The sequence below is a fragment of the Isoptericola sp. NPDC060185 genome, from assembly GCF_042728595.1.
Taxonomy (GTDB): domain Bacteria; phylum Actinomycetota; class Actinomycetes; order Actinomycetales; family Cellulomonadaceae; genus Isoptericola.
On the sequence record NZ_JBHWYY010000036.1, the window covers coordinates 1 to 18,224 of the forward strand.

General features: G+C 74.0%; 17 protein-coding genes and 1 tRNA gene. 13 read left to right on the top strand and 5 right to left on the bottom strand.

The window, feature by feature from the left end:
• Positions 1-51: 51 nt before the first annotated feature.
• The gene (locus ACFWDO_RS12890) at positions 52-1,572 is read right to left on the bottom strand and encodes a zinc-dependent metalloprotease (protein ID WP_380319922.1); all 1,521 of its coding nucleotides are present in this window, start codon (positions 1,570-1,572) and stop codon (positions 52-54) included.
• 217 nt (positions 1,573-1,789) lie between these two features.
• Between ACFWDO_RS12890 and ACFWDO_RS12895 the strand changes: the two genes are divergently transcribed.
• The 8 genes from ACFWDO_RS12895 to ACFWDO_RS12930 all read left to right on the top strand — a co-directional run bounded on the left by ACFWDO_RS12895 (position 1,790) and on the right by ACFWDO_RS12930 (position 9,756).
• Entirely contained in the window at positions 1,790-2,959 is a 1,170-nt protein-coding gene (locus tag ACFWDO_RS12895) for a PDZ domain-containing protein (RefSeq protein ID WP_380319925.1), read from the top strand.
• Between the two features lie 116 nt (positions 2,960-3,075).
• Positions 3,076-6,126, top strand: a complete 3,051-nt coding sequence (locus tag ACFWDO_RS12900; RefSeq protein WP_380319928.1) for a UPF0182 family protein — start codon at positions 3,076-3,078, stop codon at positions 6,124-6,126.
• A 147-nt stretch (positions 6,127-6,273) separates the two neighbouring features.
• Positions 6,274-6,350 (top strand) — tRNA-Met (locus ACFWDO_RS12905).
• A 150-nt stretch (positions 6,351-6,500) separates the two neighbouring features.
• The gene (locus ACFWDO_RS12910) at positions 6,501-7,082 is read left to right on the top strand and encodes a helix-turn-helix domain-containing protein (RefSeq protein WP_380319931.1); all 582 of its coding nucleotides are present in this window, start codon (positions 6,501-6,503) and stop codon (positions 7,080-7,082) included.
• On the top strand, positions 7,079-8,368 hold the full coding sequence (locus tag ACFWDO_RS12915; RefSeq protein WP_380319934.1) for an MFS transporter: 1,290 nt from the start codon (positions 7,079-7,081) through the stop codon (positions 8,366-8,368). Before ACFWDO_RS12910 ends, ACFWDO_RS12915 begins: the two co-directional genes overlap by 4 nt.
• A gap of 2 nt (positions 8,369-8,370) precedes the next feature.
• Positions 8,371-8,640 carry a Rho termination factor N-terminal domain-containing protein gene (locus ACFWDO_RS12920; RefSeq protein WP_380319937.1) on the top strand — a complete coding sequence of 90 codons (270 nt, stop codon included), beginning with the start codon at positions 8,371-8,373 and terminating at the stop codon, positions 8,638-8,640.
• Positions 8,641-8,756: 116 nt separating this feature from the next.
• The gene (locus ACFWDO_RS12925; RefSeq protein WP_380319940.1) at positions 8,757-9,134 is read left to right on the top strand and encodes a hypothetical protein; all 378 of its coding nucleotides are present in this window, start codon (positions 8,757-8,759) and stop codon (positions 9,132-9,134) included.
• 127 nt (positions 9,135-9,261) lie between these two features.
• A complete protein-coding gene (locus ACFWDO_RS12930; RefSeq protein ID WP_380319943.1) occupies positions 9,262-9,756 on the top strand; it encodes a dsRBD fold-containing protein in 495 nt (164 codons plus the stop codon).
• Between the two features lie 10 nt (positions 9,757-9,766).
• Here the strand turns inward: ACFWDO_RS12930 and ACFWDO_RS12935 are convergent, their stop codons facing one another.
• On the bottom strand, positions 9,767-11,014 hold the full coding sequence (locus ACFWDO_RS12935; protein WP_380319946.1) for an RNA polymerase sigma factor: 1,248 nt from the start codon (positions 11,012-11,014) through the stop codon (positions 9,767-9,769).
• A 13-nt stretch (positions 11,015-11,027) separates the two neighbouring features.
• Entirely contained in the window at positions 11,028-11,411 is a 384-nt protein-coding gene (locus tag ACFWDO_RS12940; protein ID WP_380319949.1) for a YciI family protein, read from the bottom strand.
• A gap of 214 nt (positions 11,412-11,625) precedes the next feature.
• On the opposite strand from ACFWDO_RS12940, the gene ACFWDO_RS12945 reads away from it, so the two are divergent.
• Genes ACFWDO_RS12945 through ACFWDO_RS12955 form a run of 3 tightly spaced genes read left to right on the top strand, consistent with a single transcriptional unit; the run spans position 11,626 to position 14,175 of the window.
• Positions 11,626-12,489, top strand: coding sequence for an ABC transporter substrate-binding protein (locus ACFWDO_RS12945; RefSeq protein ID WP_380319952.1), 864 nt, complete (start codon positions 11,626-11,628; stop codon positions 12,487-12,489).
• Between the two features lie 7 nt (positions 12,490-12,496).
• On the top strand, positions 12,497-13,402 hold the full coding sequence (locus ACFWDO_RS12950) for an ABC transporter permease subunit (protein WP_380319954.1): 906 nt from the start codon (positions 12,497-12,499) through the stop codon (positions 13,400-13,402).
• Positions 13,399-14,175 carry an amino acid ABC transporter ATP-binding protein gene (locus tag ACFWDO_RS12955; RefSeq protein WP_380319957.1) on the top strand — a complete coding sequence of 259 codons (777 nt, stop codon included), beginning with the start codon at positions 13,399-13,401 and terminating at the stop codon, positions 14,173-14,175. The genes ACFWDO_RS12950 and ACFWDO_RS12955 overlap by 4 nt, the downstream gene beginning before the upstream one ends.
• 2 nt (positions 14,176-14,177) lie before the next feature.
• On the opposite strand, the gene ACFWDO_RS12960 is transcribed toward ACFWDO_RS12955, so the two are convergent.
• Positions 14,178-14,843 (bottom strand): response regulator, encoded by a 666-nt coding sequence (locus ACFWDO_RS12960; RefSeq protein WP_380319960.1) that lies wholly within the window; start codon positions 14,841-14,843, stop codon positions 14,178-14,180.
• Positions 14,844-14,892: 49 nt separating this feature from the next.
• Positions 14,893-16,161 (bottom strand): sensor histidine kinase, encoded by a 1,269-nt coding sequence (locus ACFWDO_RS12965; protein ID WP_380319963.1) that lies wholly within the window; start codon positions 16,159-16,161, stop codon positions 14,893-14,895.
• 164 nt (positions 16,162-16,325) lie between these two features.
• On the opposite strand from ACFWDO_RS12965, the gene ACFWDO_RS12970 reads away from it, so the two are divergent.
• Together ACFWDO_RS12970 and ACFWDO_RS12975 are read left to right on the top strand one after the other, a co-directional pair.
• Positions 16,326-17,048, top strand: coding sequence for an Ltp family lipoprotein (locus tag ACFWDO_RS12970; protein ID WP_380319966.1), 723 nt, complete (start codon positions 16,326-16,328; stop codon positions 17,046-17,048).
• A 69-nt stretch (positions 17,049-17,117) separates the two neighbouring features.
• Positions 17,118-18,152 carry a DUF2510 domain-containing protein gene (locus tag ACFWDO_RS12975; RefSeq protein ID WP_380319969.1) on the top strand — a complete coding sequence of 345 codons (1,035 nt, stop codon included), beginning with the start codon at positions 17,118-17,120 and terminating at the stop codon, positions 18,150-18,152.
• Positions 18,153-18,224: the final 72 nt, after the last annotated feature.

Genomic DNA, 18,224 nt, shown 5'->3' on the forward strand with positions numbered 1-18,224 from the left:
GCCCGGGGCCTCGGGCGACGAGCCGCAGCATCCGGCGGGCTGAGCCCCCCGTCAGCCCTCCTTCGGCGCCGCGGGGCCGTCGTCCGTCGTGTCGTCCGCGCCCTTGTTCGTGCCGTGCTCCGGGTCGTCGTCCGCGCCGCCCTCCGCGGCGTCGAAGATCTGCGCGAGCGCGGCGTCGAGGTCGGACTGCTCGTCCGCCTGGGCGGCGCGGCGGGAGAAGTATCCGGCGGGGTCGTCGAGGTCCGCGGTGCCCGGCAGCAGGTCGGGGTGCGCCCAGACGGCGTCGCGCGCCTCCGGACCGCCCTCGGCGAGGACGTGCGCGAAGAGCGCGGTCGCGTCACGGGAGCGACGGGGCCGCAGCTCGAGGCCGACCAGCGTGGCGAAAGTGTGCTCGGCGGGGCCGCCGGCCGCGCGCCGACGACGGATCATCTCGCGCAGCGGGTACGTGTGCGGCAGGTGGGGGAGGGCCGCGGTCGCGGCCACCTCCGTCACCCAGCCCTCGACGAGCGCGAGCGCCGTCTCGAGGCGCAGCAGCGTGGCCTCCTGCTCCGGGGTGTGCTGCAGCCCGAAGACGCCGCCGGTGAGGGCGCCGCGCAGGGCCTCCGGGTCGCTCGGGTCGATGTCGCGCACCTGCTGCTCGAGCACGTCGAGGTCGATGGTGATGCCGCGCGCGTACTGCTCGACCAGGCCGTGCAGGTGCGCGGCGAGCCACGGCACGTGCGTGAACAGGCGGGCGTGCGCGGCCTCGCGCAGCGCGAGGAACAGCCGCACCTCCTCGAGGGGCGCGTCCAGCCCGTCGGCGAACTTCGCGACGTTCGTGGGCAGGAGGACGGTGGCGGGCTCGGACAGCAGGGGGACGCCGACGTCGGTCGAGCCGAAGACCTCGCGCGAGAGCGTGCCCGCGGCCTGGCCCACCTGCATCCCGAAGACGGCCGAGCCGAGACGGCGCATCATCTGGGCGGGGTCGAGGCCGCCGCCCAGCGCGCCCGCGGGCAGGCCGGCGAGGCCGGGCACGTCGGGCATGCCGAGCGCGCCCGCGGCGCCGAGGTCGTCGGGGAGCTGGTCGCTCAGCACGGTCGCGAGCGCGTCGGCGACGGAGGCCGCGACGGGGGCGACCAACCGGTTCCACGCGGGCAAGGTGGCCTCCACCCACTCCGAGCGGCTCCAGGCGTGCGTGCGACCGCCGGCGGGCGGGAGGTCCGTCACGGCGTCGAGCCACAGCTCGGCCACGCCGAGGGCGTCGGTCGCGGCCTTGGCCTGGCCGCCCGTGAGCGAGGGGTCGCCCTCCGCGACGGCGACCTGACGGGCGATGTCGTGCGCGACGTCCGTGTTCACGGGGCCGTCGCCGGACGCCGACAGGAGGCGCTGCACCTGCGCCAGCACGTGCTGCATGGTCGCGGGGTCGGGCGTGCCCGCCCCTGGCATGCCGGCGAGGGCGGCGGGGTCGATGCCCTGCGCGCGCATCTGGTCGAGCACCTCGTCGGTGCGCTCGCCGAAGAAGCCCTCCAGCATCGAGCGCAGCATGCGCTCGCGCTCCTCGGCACCCTCGGGGTCGTCGGGAAGGTTGCTCATGAGGCTCCTCGCCTGGCTGCGGAACGGCTGCGAACGGTTGCGGGCGGCTGCGGGCGGACGGCGGCCGGGGCCGACCGCTTCACCGTAACCACCCAGGACGTCCGACCGGTGGCCGAGGTTCCGGTGGTTCGCTCTCGGCGCAGATCCCCCGGAGCCCCCTGACGTCCGAGGTCCGGGACCTGGCGCGGGGTCCAGGAACGTCGGCGATGATGTGCCCGTGACCTTCGACCGCGACATCCTCGCGCCCGACGACCCCTCGGCGGCCGGGGACGACCCCTTCGCCGCGCCGCGTGCGTCGCTGCGCAGCGTGACCCTGGGGGTGTCCCTCCTCGTCACGGCGCTGCTCGCCGCGGTCCTGCTCGTGCTGCCGACGCCGTATGCGATCCGGGCGCCGGGGCCCACCGAGGACACGCTGGGGCTGCAGGGCGTCGACGTCGAGGGCGCGGGGGAGGCCTCGAGCGGTGGCAAGAGCGCGACGGCGCAGCCCGTCGTCGAGATCGAGGGCGCCAAGACGTACGACGTCACGGGAGAGCTGCGGCTCACGACCGTGTCCGTGTACGGCGGCCCGGGCGGCGACGTGCTGCTGGGCGACGTGCTGTGGGGCTGGGGCTCGCGGGAGCGGTCCGTGCAGCCGGTCGAGTCGATCTTCCCGGAGCAGACCACGCAGAAGCAGCAGCAGGAGGTCGGGCAGGCGCAGATGGCCGGCTCCGAGTCCTCGGCCACCGTGGCGGCGCTGACCGAGATGGGGTACGAGGTGCCCGCGACGCTGACGATCGCGGGGGCCGCTCCGGGGTCGGGGGCCGACGGCGTCGTCGAGGCGGGCGACGTCGTGAAGAGCCTCGACGGCCACGAGGTCGTCACCCATCAGGACCTGCTGGCCGACCTCGACGACGTCGAGCCGGGCGACGACGTCGTCCTCGGCGTCGAGCGCGGCGGGAAGCCGACGGACCTCACGATCACGACGGCGAAGGGCGACGGCGGCCGGGCGGCGCTGGGGGTGTACCTCGACCCGTCCTACGACTACCCGGTGGACGTGACGATCCGGCCGGGCGACATCGGCGGCCCGAGCGCGGGGACGATGTTCGCGCTCGCGATCATCACCAAGATGACGCCCGAGGACGAGCTGCGGGGCGCGCGCGTGGCCGGCACGGGGACGATGAGCGTCGACGGCGAGGTCGGGCCCATCGGCGGCATCCGGCAGAAGCTGTTCGGCGCGCGCGACGCCGGGGCGGACTGGTTCCTGGCGCCCGCGGACAACTGCGACGAGGTCGTGGGCCACGTGCCGGACGGCCTGCACGTGGTGCGGATGGCGACGCTCGAGGACGCGCGCGCGGCGGTCGAGGCGATCGGTGCCGGGAAGGGCGCGGACCTGCCGACCTGCTCGTGACCGGCCCGTGAAGGGGCTGTCGCCCGCGGGGGGACGAAGCGTGGGAACCTGAGGGATGACAGGGACGTTCACACCAGACGTCCGCCCGTCCCGAGCACGAGTGAGGTGCCCGCACCGTGTCCTTCGCTGCCCCACCCCGTCGACGTCCCGGCGGTCCGCCCGCCAAGCGTCGCCGCAGCCCCCTGGCGATCACGCTCGTCGTGATCGCCGTGGTCGTCGTCGCGCTGCTGCTCCTCGCGCAGTTCTGGACCGAGGTGATGTGGTTCGACGCGCTCGGATTCGGCAACGTGATCTGGACGGAGTGGATCACCCGCGGGGTGCTGTTCGTCCTGGGCTTCCTGGTGATGGGCGGCGCGGTCTTCTCGTCGTTCGCCGTCGCGTACCGGGTGCGCCCGGTCTACGCGCCGTCGACCCCTGAGCAGGCGACCCTCGACCAGTACCGGGAGGCGATCGAGCCGCTGCGGCGGGTCGTGACGATCGCCGGGCCGGTGGTCGTCGGGTTCTTCGCCGGTGTGGCGGCGTCCGCGCAGTGGCGCAGCGTGCTGCTGGCGATCCACCCCGCGTCGTTCGGCACGAAGGACCCGCAGTTCGGCATCGACCTCGGGTTCTTCGTGTTCTCGCTGCCCGCGCTGAGGTTCGTCGTGAGCTTCCTCATGGCCGTGGTCATCATCGCGGGCATCGCCGCCCTGGTGACGCACTACCTCTACGGCGGGCTGCGCCTGGGCCCGGTGCCGCCGGGGACCCCGCGCACCACCCGGGCGTCGCGCGTGCACCTGGCGGTGCTCGGCGCAGTCCTCATGCTGGTCATCGCGGCAAACTACTGGCTCGACCGGTACTCGCTGCTGACGGCCACCAACGGGAGCACGACGAACGCCCGGTACAACGGCGCGTCCTACTCGGACGTGCACGCCGTCATCCCGTCGAAGGAGATCCTCACGGGCGTCGCGGTGCTCGTGGCGCTGCTGTTCGTCGTCGCCGCCGTGCGCGGCACGTGGCGCCTGCCCGCCATCGGCGTGGGCCTCATGGTGGTGTCCGCGATCGCGATCGGCGGGATCTACCCCGCCGTCGTGCAGCGCTTCCAGGTGAACCCGAACGCGCAGGAGCTCGAGGCCGACTACATCCAGCGCAACATCGACGCCACGCACGCGGCGTACGGCCTGGACAGCATCGAGACGCAGCCCTACGACGCGACGACGGAGGCGGAGGCCGGCGCCCTGCGCGCGGACGCCGAGACCACGGCGTCGGTGCGGCTCCTCGACCCGCAGATCGTCAGCCCGTCGTTCCGGCAGCTGCAGCAGAACAAGCAGTACTACAACTTCGCCGACACCCTCGCGGTGGACCGTTACGACATCGACGGCGAGTCCCGCGACACGGTGATCGCCGTCCGCGAGCTCAACCTCGGCGGGCTCGGCGACGGGCAGCGCAACTGGGTCAACGACCACACCGTGTTCACGCACGGCTACGGCGTGGTGGCCGCGTACGGCAACCAGCCCGGCCCGGACGGGCAGCCCGCGTTCTACGAGGGCGGCATCCCCACGCAGGGCGCGCTCACGGACAAGGGCTACGAGCCGCGCATCTACTTCAGCCCGTCCACCACGGAGTACTCCGTCGTGGGCGCGCCGGAGGACGCCAAGCCCTGGGAGCTCGACTACCAGGCCGACGACGAGCAGGGCGGCCAGCAGGTCAACACCACGTTCCCCACGCAGGACGTGACCGCGGGCCCGTCGATCGGCTCGTTCGGCAGCAAGCTGCTGTACGCGCTGAAGTTCGGGTCGCAGGAGATCCTGTTCTCCGACCGCGTGACCGACGAGTCGCAGATCCTGTACGACCGCGACCCGATGACGCGGATCCAGAAGGTCGCCCCCTGGCTGACACTCGACCAGGGCATGTACCCGGCCGTCGTCGACGGTCGCGTGAAGTGGATCGTCGACGCCTACACGACGTCGGACGCCTACCCGTACTCGACCAGCCGGCCGATGCAGGAGGCGACCGCCGACTCGCTGACCCTCGCGGCGCAGGGCGTCCCCGTGGAGATGCCGCAGGAGGTCAACTACATCCGCAACTCGGTGAAGGCGACGGTCGACGCCTACGACGGCTCCGTGACCCTGTACGCCTGGGACACCAGCGACCCGGTCCTCAAGGCCTGGTCGGACGTCTTCCCGACGTCGGTGAAGCCGCTGTCGGAGATCTCGGGCGACCTGATGAGCCACATCCGCTACCCCGAGGACATGTTCAAGGTGCAGCGGACGCTCCTCACCCAGTACCACGTGGACGACGCCGGCCAGTTCTTCTCCGGCCAGGACTTCTGGGCCAACCCGGAGGACCCGGTCGCGAACACGAAGGCGCCCGCGGCGAAGCAGCCGCCGTACTACCTGTCGCTGCAGATGCCCGGGCAGAAGGACTCGGCGTTCTCGTTGACGAGCACCTTCATCCCCGGCGGCAACACCGACCGCGAGATCCTCACCGGGTATCTCGCTGCCGACGGCGATGCGGGCTCGACGGCGGGCAAGGTGGCGGACGGCTACGGCGAGCTGAGGCTGCTGGAGCTGCCCCGTGACTCGACCGTGCCCGGTCCCGGCCAGGTCCAGAACAACTTCGACTCCAACCCGACGATCTCCGAGCAGCTCAACATCCTGGAGCGCGGCTCGTCGAACGTCGTGCGCGGCAACCAGCTGACCCTTCCGGTGGGCGGCGGCCTGCTCTACGTGCAGCCCGTCTACATCCAGTCCGCCGGCGGCACGCAGTTCCCGCTGCTGCGCCGGGTGCTGGTGGCGTTCGGCGACCAGACCGGTTACGCGGAGACGCTGGACGAGGCGCTGGACCAGGTGTTCGGCGGCGACTCCGGCGCGAACGCCGGCGACGCGTCGGGAGAGGCCGAGTCCGAGGTGCCGACGGCGCCGGTCGAGGGCGGGGGCGACGGCTCGACCGAGCCCTCCACGGAGCCGAGCACGGAGCCGTCCACGGAGCCGACCCCGACCGGCACGCCGTCGGGCGACGCGCAGGCACGGCTCAACTCCGCCCTCCAGGACGCGAACAAGGCGATGACCGACAGCGACAAGGCGCTCAAGGCCGGCGACTTCACCGCCTACGGCGAGGCGCAGGACCGCCTGCAGAAGGCGATCGAGGACGCCGTCGCGGCGGAGAAGGAGATCGAGTCCGCCGGCTGACGGCCGGAGGGAGCACGAGCGGGGTCGTCGGTCCACGGACCGACGGCCCCGCGCCGTTCCCGGGGAGGGACGTGGTGTGACCTGAGTCCCATCTGCCCGATTCGATTTGGTCCCTGTCCGGGGATGCCGTAATGTTCAGGGAGTCGACGCGGGGTGGAGCAGCTCGGTAGCTCGCTGGGCTCATAACCCAGAGGTCGCAGGTTCAAATCCTGCCCCCGCTACCACGGGATGTCGTCGACATCCACGAAGGCCCCGACCGGGATCCGGTCGGGGCCTTCGTCATGTCCGGGTATCGGCGCTCGGCGCGGTCTGCTCGGTGCGAAGAGTTCTTCGCATTTCTTGCGAAGAGTTCTTCGCATCCCTACGGTGCCGGTATGGATCACGACGACGAGGTCCCCGGGCCGGCGACCGAGGTCGGCACCGCCCAGCTCCGCGTGCTGGCCCATCCGATGCGCCTCGCCTTTCTGCGGCGGCTCCGGACGGAGGGGCCGAGCACCGCCCGGGCGCTCGGACGCGAGCTCGGCGTGGACTCGGGCGCGGCGAGCTACCACCTGCGCCGCCTGGCCGAGGGCGGCCTGATCGTGGAGGAGCCGGGGCTCGGCACGCGACGGGAGCGATGGTGGCGGGCCGTCACCGACTCCGTGCAGTTCGACCCCGCGGCCCACGAGGACGACCTGTCGCGCGAGTACGTCCGGTCGGCGCTCGTCGCGCTGGCCGACGACCTCCACGGCCTCGCGGCCGCCGTCCCGGCGGCGTCGGCGAAGTGGCTCGAGCGGGCGGCCTTCGTGGACGACCGCCTGCGCATCGACGACTCGACCGCCGACCAGCTCCGGTCGGACCTGCTCGCCCTCCTCGCGCGCTACCGAGCCAGGTCGGCGAACGCGGACACGGCCGCCGAGGGTGCGCAGCCGGTCGCGCCGACGATCGTCCAGGTGCAGCTGTACCGGCAGCCATGAGCGGCTCCGAGGGCTGGCGGGGGAACGCGGCGCGCTGGGTGGTGGCGTACACCGCCGCCGTCGTCGGCGACGTCAGCTACTTCCTGGTTCTCACCTGGGCGGCCGCCGAGGCCGGCGGGCCGCGCACCTCGGGCCTCGTCCTGGCGCTCGGTGCCGTGCCGCGCGCGTTGCTGATGCTGCTCGGGGGCGTGCTCGCGGACCGGGTCGAGCCGCGCCGCATCGCGATCGCCACGGACGGCGCGCGGACGCTGCTCCTCCTCCTGGCCACCGGCGCGGCGTCCTGGTTCGGGCTCGTGCCCTGGTGGCTGGCAGTGCTCGCCGTCGCGTTCGGGGTGGTCGACGCGTGCTTCATCCCGGCGGTCGGCGCCATGCCGGTGCGGCTCGTGCCCCCCGAGGCTCTCCCGCGGCTCCAGGCCTGGCGGCTGACCGGGCTGCGCGCCGGCAACGCCGTCGGCCCGGCGCTCGGCGCGGGGCTGGTGGTGCTCGGGGTCCCCGCCGCGCTCGCCTCGGTCTCGGTGCTGTTCGCCCTCTCCGTGGTGCTGCTGCTCACGGTGCGCAGCAGCGACGACGCGGTGCGGCTCGCGGCGGGCGGCTCGCCCGAGGCCCCCCTGCGGCTCTCGCAGCTCCGGCGGCACGGTCTGCTCCCGCTGGTGGTCGGCACGGCGCTCTCGGAGCTGCCCTTCTCCGGGCCGGTCGCGATCGGCGTCGTGCTGCTTGCCCAGGAGCGGGGGTGGTCCGTCGCCGCCGCCGGCACCGTGCTCGCCGCCTTCAGCGTCGGGGGGATCGTGGTGAGCGTGCTGCTCGCGGCCCTCCCGGTCGCGTCGCCGGGGCGCGCCACGACGCTCGTCGCGGCCGGGGCGACCGCGCCGCTGCTGGTGGTGCTCGGGACCACCCCGGACGCCGCGCGCGCGATCGTCGCGGGCGCACTGCTCGGGGTGACCACGGGAACGGTCATGGTGAGCTGCCACGGGCGGATCCAGCAGTCCACGCCGCCCGGTCTGCTGGGGCGGGTCACCGCCCTCCTCTCGCTGGCGACGCTCGGGCTGAGCCCGCTCACGTACGGCGCCGTCGGCATCGTCGCCGGCGTCTGGGGCGTCGGGGCGTTCTTCGCGCTCGCAGCGGGCGTCATGGTGCTGGCGGGCGTGGTGCTGGCCGGCGCGCCCCTCGCACGGCCGGGCGGGGACCGGACGTCCGTCCTAAGGTCGGAAGGAACCCACACCTCGCACGAGGGCGACGTCCGCGTGGAGCCGACGCGCGGTCGCCCGCGGCGGACCGGAGGGAGCTGACCATGCCTCGACGAGACGCAGGCCCCAGCGTGAAGGACAAGGAGCTGTACGAGGAGCTCCGCGACGAGGGCAACAGCAAGGAGAAGTCCGCGCGGATCGCGAACGCCGCCGCGGCACGCGGCCGCGGGAAGGTTGGCAAGAAGGGTGGCGAGTCGGGCTCCTACGACGACTGGACGGTGGCCGACCTCCGCAAGCGGGCCGCGGAGATCGGCATCGAGGGCCGGTCGTCGATGCGCAAGAGCGAGCTGATCGACGCGCTGCGCTCCCACTGAGCGAGGAGGCTCGCGGCGTCCCGGGCCCTGTGGATAGCCGCCGGGTCGGAAGCGAGGTCGCCGCTACGTTCGGGGTGCCGGCGGGACGCGTCGGCACCCGAACCCAGGAGCGCGAGATGCCCGAGCAGCACGCCGTCGACCTGTCCGCGCCCGAGCACCACGCCTCGCCGCCCGCCACACCGCCCGCCCCGCTGCGCGCCCCCGTCGACCCTGGTCGGCTGCGGACGCGGGCGGTCTGGGCGGTCGTCGTGGCCGCCTCCGGGATCGTGGTGGCCCTCCCCTTCGCCGGGGTCGTCGCGCTGCCCCTGGCGCACACCGCGCACGTCGACGCGCGAGGGACCGGCCCCTACGGCGACGTGACGCGGCGGCTGGCGGTCGTCGCGATCGTGCTCGCGTGGCTCGCGAACGTGGTGACGGCGCTGGCCATCCTGGCCGTCGGCTTCATGACCTACATGGCCTGGACGTACGCCGAGTCGCTCGGGACGCCGTACTGATCGCCCGACGCCCCGTACCGACGGGACGGACCGGGCACGGCGGCCGTGCTGCCTGGCCCCTCGCGTCGGCGCATGATGGGAGGACCGGGCTCGGGCGGCGGGCGGACGACGGCGCGAGGAGGCGGCGATGAGGGCGACGGTGGGCGACCGGATCGTGGTGGCGTCCGGGGTGGTCGGAGGGGCCGTGCGCGACGGGATCGTGATCGCGTGCCCGCACGGGGACGGCTCGCCGCCGTTCCAGGTGCGCTGGTCGGACACGGGGGAGGAGACGCTGGTCTTCCCCGGGGCCGACACGCTCGTGCAGCACGACGGCGGTGGCGCCGAGCCGGTGCGGCCTCCGCGGCCGGAGCCGGCGCGGGCGCTGTCCTGGGACGTGCGGGTGACCCTCGTGGAGTCCTCGGGGAGCACGACGGCCGAGGCGATGCTGACCCCCGGGCCGGACGTGGGGTCGCTGCGCGCCGTCGGGCATGCGCGCAAGGACCCGGGCGACACGGAGATCCCGGTGATCGGGGACGAGGTGGCGGCAGCCCGCGCGCTGCGGCGGCTCGCGGACGCGCTGCTCGGGCAGGCGGAGCAGGACATCTCGGCGCAGACGGGCCACCGGGCGCACGTGCATCCCTGACCGGTGCGGGTCAGGCGAGCTCGGCCCGCCGGCGCAGCAGGTGGTCGCGCTCGGGGGCGTGGTCGCACAGGGCGAGGGCCGCGTCGTAGGCGTGGCGCGCGCCGTCGAGGTCTCCGACGCGCCGCAGCAGCTCGGCGCGCAGCGACGGCAGGCGGTGCCCGGGCAGCGCCACCCCGGAGAGGGCGTCGAGGCCGGCCCGCGGCCCGGCGACCTCCGCGACGGCGACCGCGCGGTTGAGCCGCACCACCGGGGTGTCGGTCAGGGCGAGCAGCTCGTCGTACCGGGCCAGGATGCGGTCCCACGCGGTGGCGTCGGCGGAGGGGGCGATCGCGTGCTCGGCGGCCACCAGCGCCTGGAGCAGGTACGGCGCCGGGGGCGCGGCGGCGAGCGGCGCCAGGAGGTCCACGGCCTCGGCGATCTCGTCCTGGTGCCACCGGCCGCGGTCCTGGTCGGGCAGCGGCACGGGCGCGCCGTCGTCGACCCGTGCGTCGCGCCGTGAGTGCTGCAGGAGCACGAGGGCGAGCAGCGCGTCGAGCTCCGTCGAGCGGTCGGGGTCGCCGTCCGGGGGCACGACGTCCCGCAGGACCCGGACCAGCCGGACGGCCTCTCCGGCGAGCTCGGCGCGCACGACGGCGTCGCCCGTGGCCGGCGCGTAGCCGGCCGTGAAGGCGAGGTAGGCGACGTCCGCCGCGACGGCGAGCCGCTCCTCGAGCTCCGCGCCGTGCGGCAGGGCGAACCGCTCCCCGGCGAGCTTCTTGCGGGCCCGGGTGAGCCGGGCGGCCATCGTCGGCGTCGACTGCAGGAACAGCCGGGCGACGTCGGCGGTCGGCACGCCGAGCACCAGCCGCAGGCTCAGCGCGGACGCCGCCTCCCGCGACAGGCGAGGGTGCGCGCACAGGAGCACCAGGCGGAGCCGCTCGTCGGCGAGGGGCTCGCCAGCGTCCGCCATGACGCGGCGGGCCCGCGCGGCGAGGTCGGCCTCCACCTCCAGCAGCGGCATCGACCGGGCCAGGACCTGCTCGGAGCGGAGCCGGTCGAGGACCCGGCGACGGGCCGCCGTGAGCAGCCAGGCGGCGCCGTTCGCCGGAGTCCCGTCGTGCGGCCAGGTGCGGGCCGCCGCCTCGAACGCGTCGGCGAGACCGTCCTCCGCCAGGTCCAGGCGGCGGAACCGCGCGACGAGCAGGGCCAGCAGGCGGCCCCACTCGTCGCGCATGAGCGTCGTGAGCCGCGCCGAGGCGTCCGCCTCGGGCGAGATCACGGCAGGTGCGCCCTCACGCGTCGCCCTCGCCGTGGTCGACGACGGCCCGCACCTCGACGGTGCCGTCCGCACCGTCGTCGCCGGGGCCCGCCAGGATGGCGCAGACCTGCAGCAGGTCGTCGAGGTCGTCGGACTCGACCAGGTAGAACCCGGTCAGCTGCTCGGCCGTCTCGGCGTAGGGACCGTCCGTGACGACGACCCGGCCGCCGGCGTCACGACTGACCTTCTTGGCGGTGCGGGAGTGGGTGAGCTCGGCGCCGCCGGCCACGGTGTGCCCGCGCTCGGCGAGCGTCCGGGCGAACTCCTCGTGCCGCCCGTAGATCGCGGCGCGCTCCTCGGCGCTGGCCCGCTCGAAGGTGTCCTCGACGCCCGGCAGCAGTACGGCGTAGGTGGTCATGGTCCCATCGTCCTTCCTCGTGGTGTGACGTACACCTGGATGACGCGCGGGGCCGGGACGGATCGACAACCGGGGCAGCTCGAGTCCCCGGGGAAGATCGACAACCTGGCGCGGGTTGTCCTGTTCCGACCGCCATGCCGCCGGCACGCGCCGTCGGCATAGGGTCGACGACGGCGCGACCCGCCGCGTCCCCGCCCCTCGGAAAGGCCCACCCGTGCGCACCTCCCGCCCCGTTCTCGCGCTCGCCCTCGCGTCCGCCGCCACGCTCGCGCTCGCCGGCTGCTCGTCGTCGGACGGCGGCGGCGACGGCGCGCCCGCGGCGTCCGGCAGCGCGACCGACTGCCCGCCCGAGGGCATGAAGACCCTCACGGACGGCACCCTGACCGTCGGCGCGAGCGACCCCTTCGAGCCCTGGTACGTGGGGGAGCCGAACAGCGGGAAGGGCTTCGAGTCCGCGCTCGTGTACGCCGTCGCGGACGAGCTGGGCTTCGCGAAGGACGACGTCGAGTGGACGTCCGTCACCTTCGAGCAGATCATCAGCCCGGCCGTGAAGCCGTTCGACGTCGCGGCCTACCAGACGACGATCACCGACGAGCGCAAGGCTGCCGTCGACTTCTCCAGCCCGTACCTCACGAGCCGCCAGGGCGTCATCGTGGCGGACGAGGGCGAGTTCTCCGACGCCGCGAGCCTGGCCGACCTCAAGGGCGCGAAGATCGGCGTCACCGCCTCGCAGACGTCGCTCGCGGTCGCGGACGCCGCGTGGGGCGACGACGTCGAGGTGACGCCGTTCAACGCCGCAGGCGACGGGATGACCGCCCTGAGCTCGGGCACGATCGACGCGATGGTGATGGACGTCGACCAGGGCGTCGCCGCCACGACCGTCTACTTCCCGGACACGCACGTCGTCGGCTCCCTCCCGCCCGTCGGCGAGCCGGAGCAGCTCGGGCTGGTGCTCGACAAGGGGTCGTCGCTGACCGCGTGCGTGTCGGCCGCCGTCGACACGCTCGAGGAGAACGGCACCCTCGACGAGCTGCGGACCGCGTGGCTCAAGTCGGACGACGTCCCCGAGCTCTCCTGACCCCCGCGTGAGCGACCCCACGACCTCCCCGGCGACCACGCCCGCCGACGGCTGGCGGCCGTCGGACCGGGCGCGCGCCCGCGCGGCCTACCGGCGCGCCCAGCACCGCCGGGCGCTCCTCGTGGCCGGGGTCGCGACCGTCCTGGTGCTCGCCGCCGTCGTCTACGTCGTGACGACCGCCCCCGGCTGGGAGCGGGCGCGCGAGGCGTTCTTCTCGCCCGAGCGGGCGTGGGAGGTGCTGCCCGAGGTCGCGGCGGGCCTGTGGCTCAACCTGCGGGTGTGGGTGGTGGCGAGCGTCGTCGCGCTCGTCGTCGGGCTGCTGCTGGCGGTCGTGCGGACATCCCGGGTGCCCGCCCTGTTCCCGCTGCGGATCCTCGCCGTCGGGTACGTGGACGTGTTCCGCGGCGTGCCGCTGCTGCTGGTGCTGCTGCTGGTCGGCTTCGGGCTGCCCGCCCTGCGCCTGCCGTGGCTGCCGGTGAGCGCCGCGTTCCTCGGCGGGCTGTCGATCGTCGTCTGCTACACCGCGTACCTCGCGGAGATCTTCCGCGCCGGCATCGAGGCGGTGCACCCGTCGCAGGTCGCCGCCGCCCGGTCGCTGGGCCTGACGCGCGGGCAGGCGGCGCGGCGCGTCGTGCTGCCGCAGGCGGTCCGCAACGTCGCCGCGCCGGTCGCGAGCATGCTGGTGTCGCTGCAGAAGGACTCCGGCCTCATCTCGATCCTCGGCGCCGTCGACGCGATCCGCGCCGCGCAGATCGCCACCACCGGGGACTACAACTTCACGCCGTACGTGGTGGCGGGTCTGCTGTTCCTCGCGATCTCGATCCCGCTCACCCGGCTGGTCGACGCGTGGTCCGCGCGCCAGGGGTGGCGCGGCGAGCTGCGTGGCGTCGCCGGGGCGGGGGTGGTCCGATGAGCGCCGTCGTGCCGGGCGCGCCCCTGCTGTCGCTGCGCGGCGTCCGCAAGTCGTTCGGCACCGGTGACGCGCGCAAGGTGGTGCTCGACGGGGTCGACCTGGACGTCGCCGCGGGGTCGTGCGTCGTCGTCGTGGGCTCGTCGGGGTCCGGCAAGTCCACGCTGCTGCGCGTGGTCGACCTGCTCGAGGAGGTCGACGACGGGCAGGTGCTGCTCGACGGCCTCGACGTCGCCGACCCGTGGGTGGACGCCGACGCGGTGCGCGCCCGCCTCGCCATGGTGTTCCAGCAGTACAACCTGTTCCCGCACCTGCGCGTGCTCGACAACGTGACCCTGGCGCCGCGCGTCGTGCACCGGGTGCCGCGCCGGGAGGCCGAGGCGGCAGCCCTCGAGATGCTCGAGCGCGTGGGCCTCGCGGACAAGGCCCGCGCCTACCCGGACCAGCTGTCCGGCGGGCAGCAGCAGCGCGCCGCCATCGCCCGCGCCCTCGTCAGCGGCCCGGAGCTGCTGCTGCTCGACGAGGTGACCTCCGCCCTCGACCCCGAGCTGGTCGGGGAGGTGCTCGACCTCCTGCTGTCCCTGCGCGCCGAGGGCGTGGCCGGCCGCCCCACGACCATGCTCGTCGCGACCCACGAGATGGGCTTCGCGCGCGAGGTTGCCGACGAGGTCGTCTTCCTGCACGACGGGCGCGTGCACGAGCGCGGCACGCCCGAGCAGGTGCTCGGCGACCCGCAGCAGGAGCGCACGCGCGAGTTCCTGCGCCGCCTGCGCTGACGTCAGCTCCGCAGCGGCGCGGTGGCACCTGCACGGTCGACGAGGACGGCGAGCTGCTCGCGCGCGGTGAGGCCCAGCTTCGCCGTCGCCCTGCCGAGGTGCGCCTTCACGGTGGACTCGGAGAGGTAGAGGCGCTCGCCGATCTCCCGGTTCGACAGGCCGTGCGGGAGGTACGACGAGATCTCCAGCTCGCGGGCGGTGAGCCGGGCGAGCGCGTCCCGGGCCTCCGTCCGGCGGGAGTCGAGGCTCTGGCTGCCGCTCAGGTGCCGGATCACCGCGCCCGCGGACGCGTGGTCGAGGGCGCCGGCCCCGGCGGCGACCTCCCGGACGTGGCCGGCGATGTGCTCGGGCTCGTCGTCCTTGCTGAGGAATCCCTGCGCGCCCGCGGCCAGCGCCGCCACCACCGTCTCGTCCGTGCCGAACGACGTCAGCGCGATGACCGCCGGGGGCCGCGGGCGGCGGCGCAGCTCCCGGATCGCCTCCAGCCCGCCCGTGCGCCGCATGGTCAGGTCCATCAGCACCACGTCGGGCCGGTGCTCCGCGACGGCGGCCACCACCTCGTCGCCGTCCGAGGCCTCGCCGACGACGTCGATGTCCTGCGCGGTCAGCACCGTGGCCAGGAGCCGCCGCACCATCGGGTCGTCGTCGACGACGAGGACGCGCGTCACCTGCGGGATGGTAGCCCGGGGCTCCCGCGCTCGCCGGGGGACGCCCTGGTCACGCCCCGCGCGGGACCCACGGGAAGCGCGCCCGCACGACGAACGACCCGTCCTCGGGCCCGGCGAAGAGCGTGCCGCCCACGGCGGCGGCACGCTCCCGCATCCCGAGCAGCCCGGTGCCGGTGCCGGGCACGCCGGGGCCGCGGGGTGGCGTGCGGTCCAGCGGGTTGGTCACGAGGATGTCGACGCCCTGCTCCGGGGAGGCCGTCACGCGGACGTCGACGGGGGCTCCCGCCGCGTGCTTGCGCGCGTTCGTCACCGCCTCCTGCACCACGCGGAACGTCGCGCGCACGAGAACCGGCGCCGCCTTCTCGCCGTCGGACACCGCCACGGCCGTCGTCATGCCGGGGACCTCGCCGGCCATCCGCTCGAGCAGGGGCGCCGCGTCGTCGAGGGTCGCACCGGGGAACCCCGTCACCGTCTCACCCGACCGCAGCGTCGTCACCAGGGACCGCAGCTCCGCGATCGCCCGCTGGGCCGACGCGCGCATCTCGCGCGCGGCGTGCACCGCCTCCGGGTCGTCGGCACTCGTGACCTCGAGCGCCGACGCCTGCAGCGAGACCGCCGCCATGTGGTGCGCCACCGTGTCGTGCACCTCGCGGGCGACGAGCCGCCGCTCGTCCTCACGACGCACACGGTCGCGCAGGACCGCCGTCGCCGAGGCCTGCGCCTCCTGCTCCTCCCGTGCCCGCTCGGCCGCGACCCGCGCCCGCCGGACGAGGCCTGCGGCGACCGAGGCGCCGAGGAGGCCGAGCCCGACGACGACGTATGCCGCCACGGTCGGATCGGTGGACAGCACGCGGGTCTGCTCGTCGATCGTGACGAGCACCTGCGCGGCGTGCTCGCGCGTGCCGTCCCGGATCAGCGCCGCGGAGGTCGCCGCCGCCGTCGCCCCGGATGCCACCAGGCAGGTGCGTCTCGTGGCGCGGGCCAGCACCCACGGCAGTGCGAGCAGCGCCGCCGACGCGTCCAGGGGGAGCAGGACCGAGCAGGCGCACGCGCCGAGGCAGACGGCGAGCGGGAACCGCCGCCGCAGCACCAGGAGGCCCGCCAGGACGATCCCCACGAGCGCGCTCACGACGTAGAGGGCCGGGTGCAGGGCGCTGGCGGGCGCGGCCGCGTGGGATGCGAAGCCCACCGCGGTCAGGGCGCTCGCGGCGGAGACCACGACGGCGACGACCGTGCCGGCGACCGACGCCCAGCGCAGGACGGCGGAGCGGTCAGGTATCTCGCGGGTGCTCGGAGCATCCGTCGCTCGAGCGAACATGCATCGACAGTACGGCTCCGGCGCGCTTCGAGTCCGGCCGAGGCATGAGAGGTACCCGATCGGGTCATGGGGACTGCCCGATCGGGCGATGCCCTGCGGCCGCGACCGGAGCGAACCTGGGAACAGCTCGAACGCAGCATGCGTACCGACCACCAGGAGCAGCGATGACCGACCAGTTCCCGCCCCCCGCTCAGCCGACCGACCCCTCGCCCGAGCAGCCGCCCAGCCAGGCCGAGCTCAACCGGCGTGCCCGTGAGGCGAAGGCCACGGCCAAGGCCAACAAGAACTGGTTCGCGCGGCACAAGGTCCTGACCGGTGTCGGCGTCATCGCCGCCGTCAGCATCGCGGGCACGGCCATCGGCGGTGGCGGTGACGAGGACCCTGCGACCGCCGAGGCCCCGGCGGCCGCGGCGGTGGAAGCGACCGATGTCGGCGACGACCTGACCGCGGAGACGGCTGACGAGAACACCGTCGAGGACGCGGACGTCGAGGAGCCGTCCACGGAGCAGGCTGCCGAGGAGAAGACCGCGAAGGAGCCCGCCACGAAGGAGCCCGCCACGAAGGAGGTCGCGGACGGGCCCACCGTGGCACAGCAGAACGCGCTCGAGTCCGCGCAGTCCTACCTCGAGTACTCCGGCTTCTCCAAGCAGGGCCTGCTGGACCAGCTGACGTCCGAGTACGGCGACGGCTTCGAGACCGCCGACGCCACGTGGGCGATCAAGCACGTCGACGCCGACTGGAAGGCCGAGGCGGTCGAGTCCGCCGAGTCGTACCTGGAGTACGACTCGTTCTCCCGGTCCGGCCTGATCGACCAGCTGTCGAGCGAGTACGGCGACCAGTACACCCGCGCCCAGGCCGAGTACGCGGCCGACCAGGTGGGTCTCTGACGCCGTCTCCGCGCCTCGTCGGCGGCGCAGCCGCGGACCCGGGCCCCATCTCCCGAACGAAGGAACACAGTGAGCAACTCGACGCCGCCGCCCGGCTGGTATCCAGACCCGCAGAACCCGCAGTCGTCCCGCTGGTGGGACGGGCGAGCATGGGGCCCGTCAGCTCCGCCGGCCGCACCCACGACGCAGGCGGTTCCGACCCACCCCGCCGTCGTGCTGGGGACGGGCGTCTTCGTCCTCGCGATCGCCTCCCTGGTGTTCTTCTGGATCCCCGTCCTGGGCCTTCTGCTGGCTGCCGGAGCCGTCGCCTGGTCGATCGTCTCTCTGACGAGAAACCTGCGGACGTGGAAGGTCGTCAGCGCCACGGTGATCTCGTCCGTCGCGCTCGCCCTCGGCGTGGGGTTCACGGCGTCGACCGTCGGCGGCAACGATAACGGTGCAACCCCGTCGGTCGCGTCCAGCTCGACAACCGACGAGGGCGCGTCCGACGCCGCGTCGGAACCGGAGCCGTCCGATGCTTCACCCGCGGACGACCCGGACGAGTCGACACCGCCCGCTTCGCCGTCGGACAAGACCGAGAGCGAGAGGGCGTCGAGCGACGACACGAAGGCCGCGACGCCGGATCCTGCCGCGCAGTACGGCGAGCAGCCGCGGTCGGAACGAGAGTTCGTCACGATCGTCACCGACGGGTTCGCCGCGTTCGACAAGGCGGACACCGACCTCCAGCAGTCCGAGGCGATCCGCAAGCGCAATGCGAAGATCTGCGACGCGGTCGGCACGGCGGCCGACGACTGGACAGGCGTCGTCACCGACGTCGGCGCGAACGGCGAGGGCAAGGCGTGGGTCGAGATCGAGGTGGCGCCGAACATCACGGTGCAGACGTGGAACAACGCGCTCTCCGACACCTTCGACGACACTCTCATCCCGCCGGGGTCGTCGATGTTCGACAACCTGGTCGCCATGAAATCGGGCGACAAGGTGACGTTCTCCGGTGAGTTCGTCCGTGACGACGACGCGTGCGTGCAGACGACGAACATCACCCAGCATTTCAGTGGTGTCGATCCTCAGTTCCTCATGCGCTTCACCGCGGTCGGCGGGCGCTGAGGGTCTGCCTGCGCCGCGTGCTCGTTCCCCGGTCGCGCCGAACACCGCGCGGCCGGGGGAGCCGGTTTCGTT

Coding starts and splice junctions, on each gene's coding strand:
- ACFWDO_RS12925 (WP_380319940.1), top strand. CDS start 8,757: ATGCCCGAGCAGCACGCCGTCGACCTGTCCGCGCCCGAGCACCACGCC.
- ACFWDO_RS12965 (WP_380319963.1), bottom strand. CDS start 16,161: ATGTTCGCTCGAGCGACGGATGCTCCGAGCACCCGCGAGATACCTGAC.
- ACFWDO_RS12940 (WP_380319949.1), bottom strand. CDS start 11,411: ATGACCACCTACGCCGTACTGCTGCCGGGCGTCGAGGACACCTTCGAG.
- ACFWDO_RS12910 (WP_380319931.1), top strand. CDS start 6,501: ATGGATCACGACGACGAGGTCCCCGGGCCGGCGACCGAGGTCGGCACC.
- ACFWDO_RS12915 (WP_380319934.1), top strand. CDS start 7,079: ATGAGCGGCTCCGAGGGCTGGCGGGGGAACGCGGCGCGCTGGGTGGTG.
- ACFWDO_RS12970 (WP_380319966.1), top strand. CDS start 16,326: ATGACCGACCAGTTCCCGCCCCCCGCTCAGCCGACCGACCCCTCGCCC.
- ACFWDO_RS12890 (WP_380319922.1), bottom strand. CDS start 1,572: ATGAGCAACCTTCCCGACGACCCCGAGGGTGCCGAGGAGCGCGAGCGC.
- ACFWDO_RS12920 (WP_380319937.1), top strand. CDS start 8,371: ATGCCTCGACGAGACGCAGGCCCCAGCGTGAAGGACAAGGAGCTGTAC.
- ACFWDO_RS12930 (WP_380319943.1), top strand. CDS start 9,262: ATGAGGGCGACGGTGGGCGACCGGATCGTGGTGGCGTCCGGGGTGGTC.
- ACFWDO_RS12955 (WP_380319957.1), top strand. CDS start 13,399: ATGAGCGCCGTCGTGCCGGGCGCGCCCCTGCTGTCGCTGCGCGGCGTC.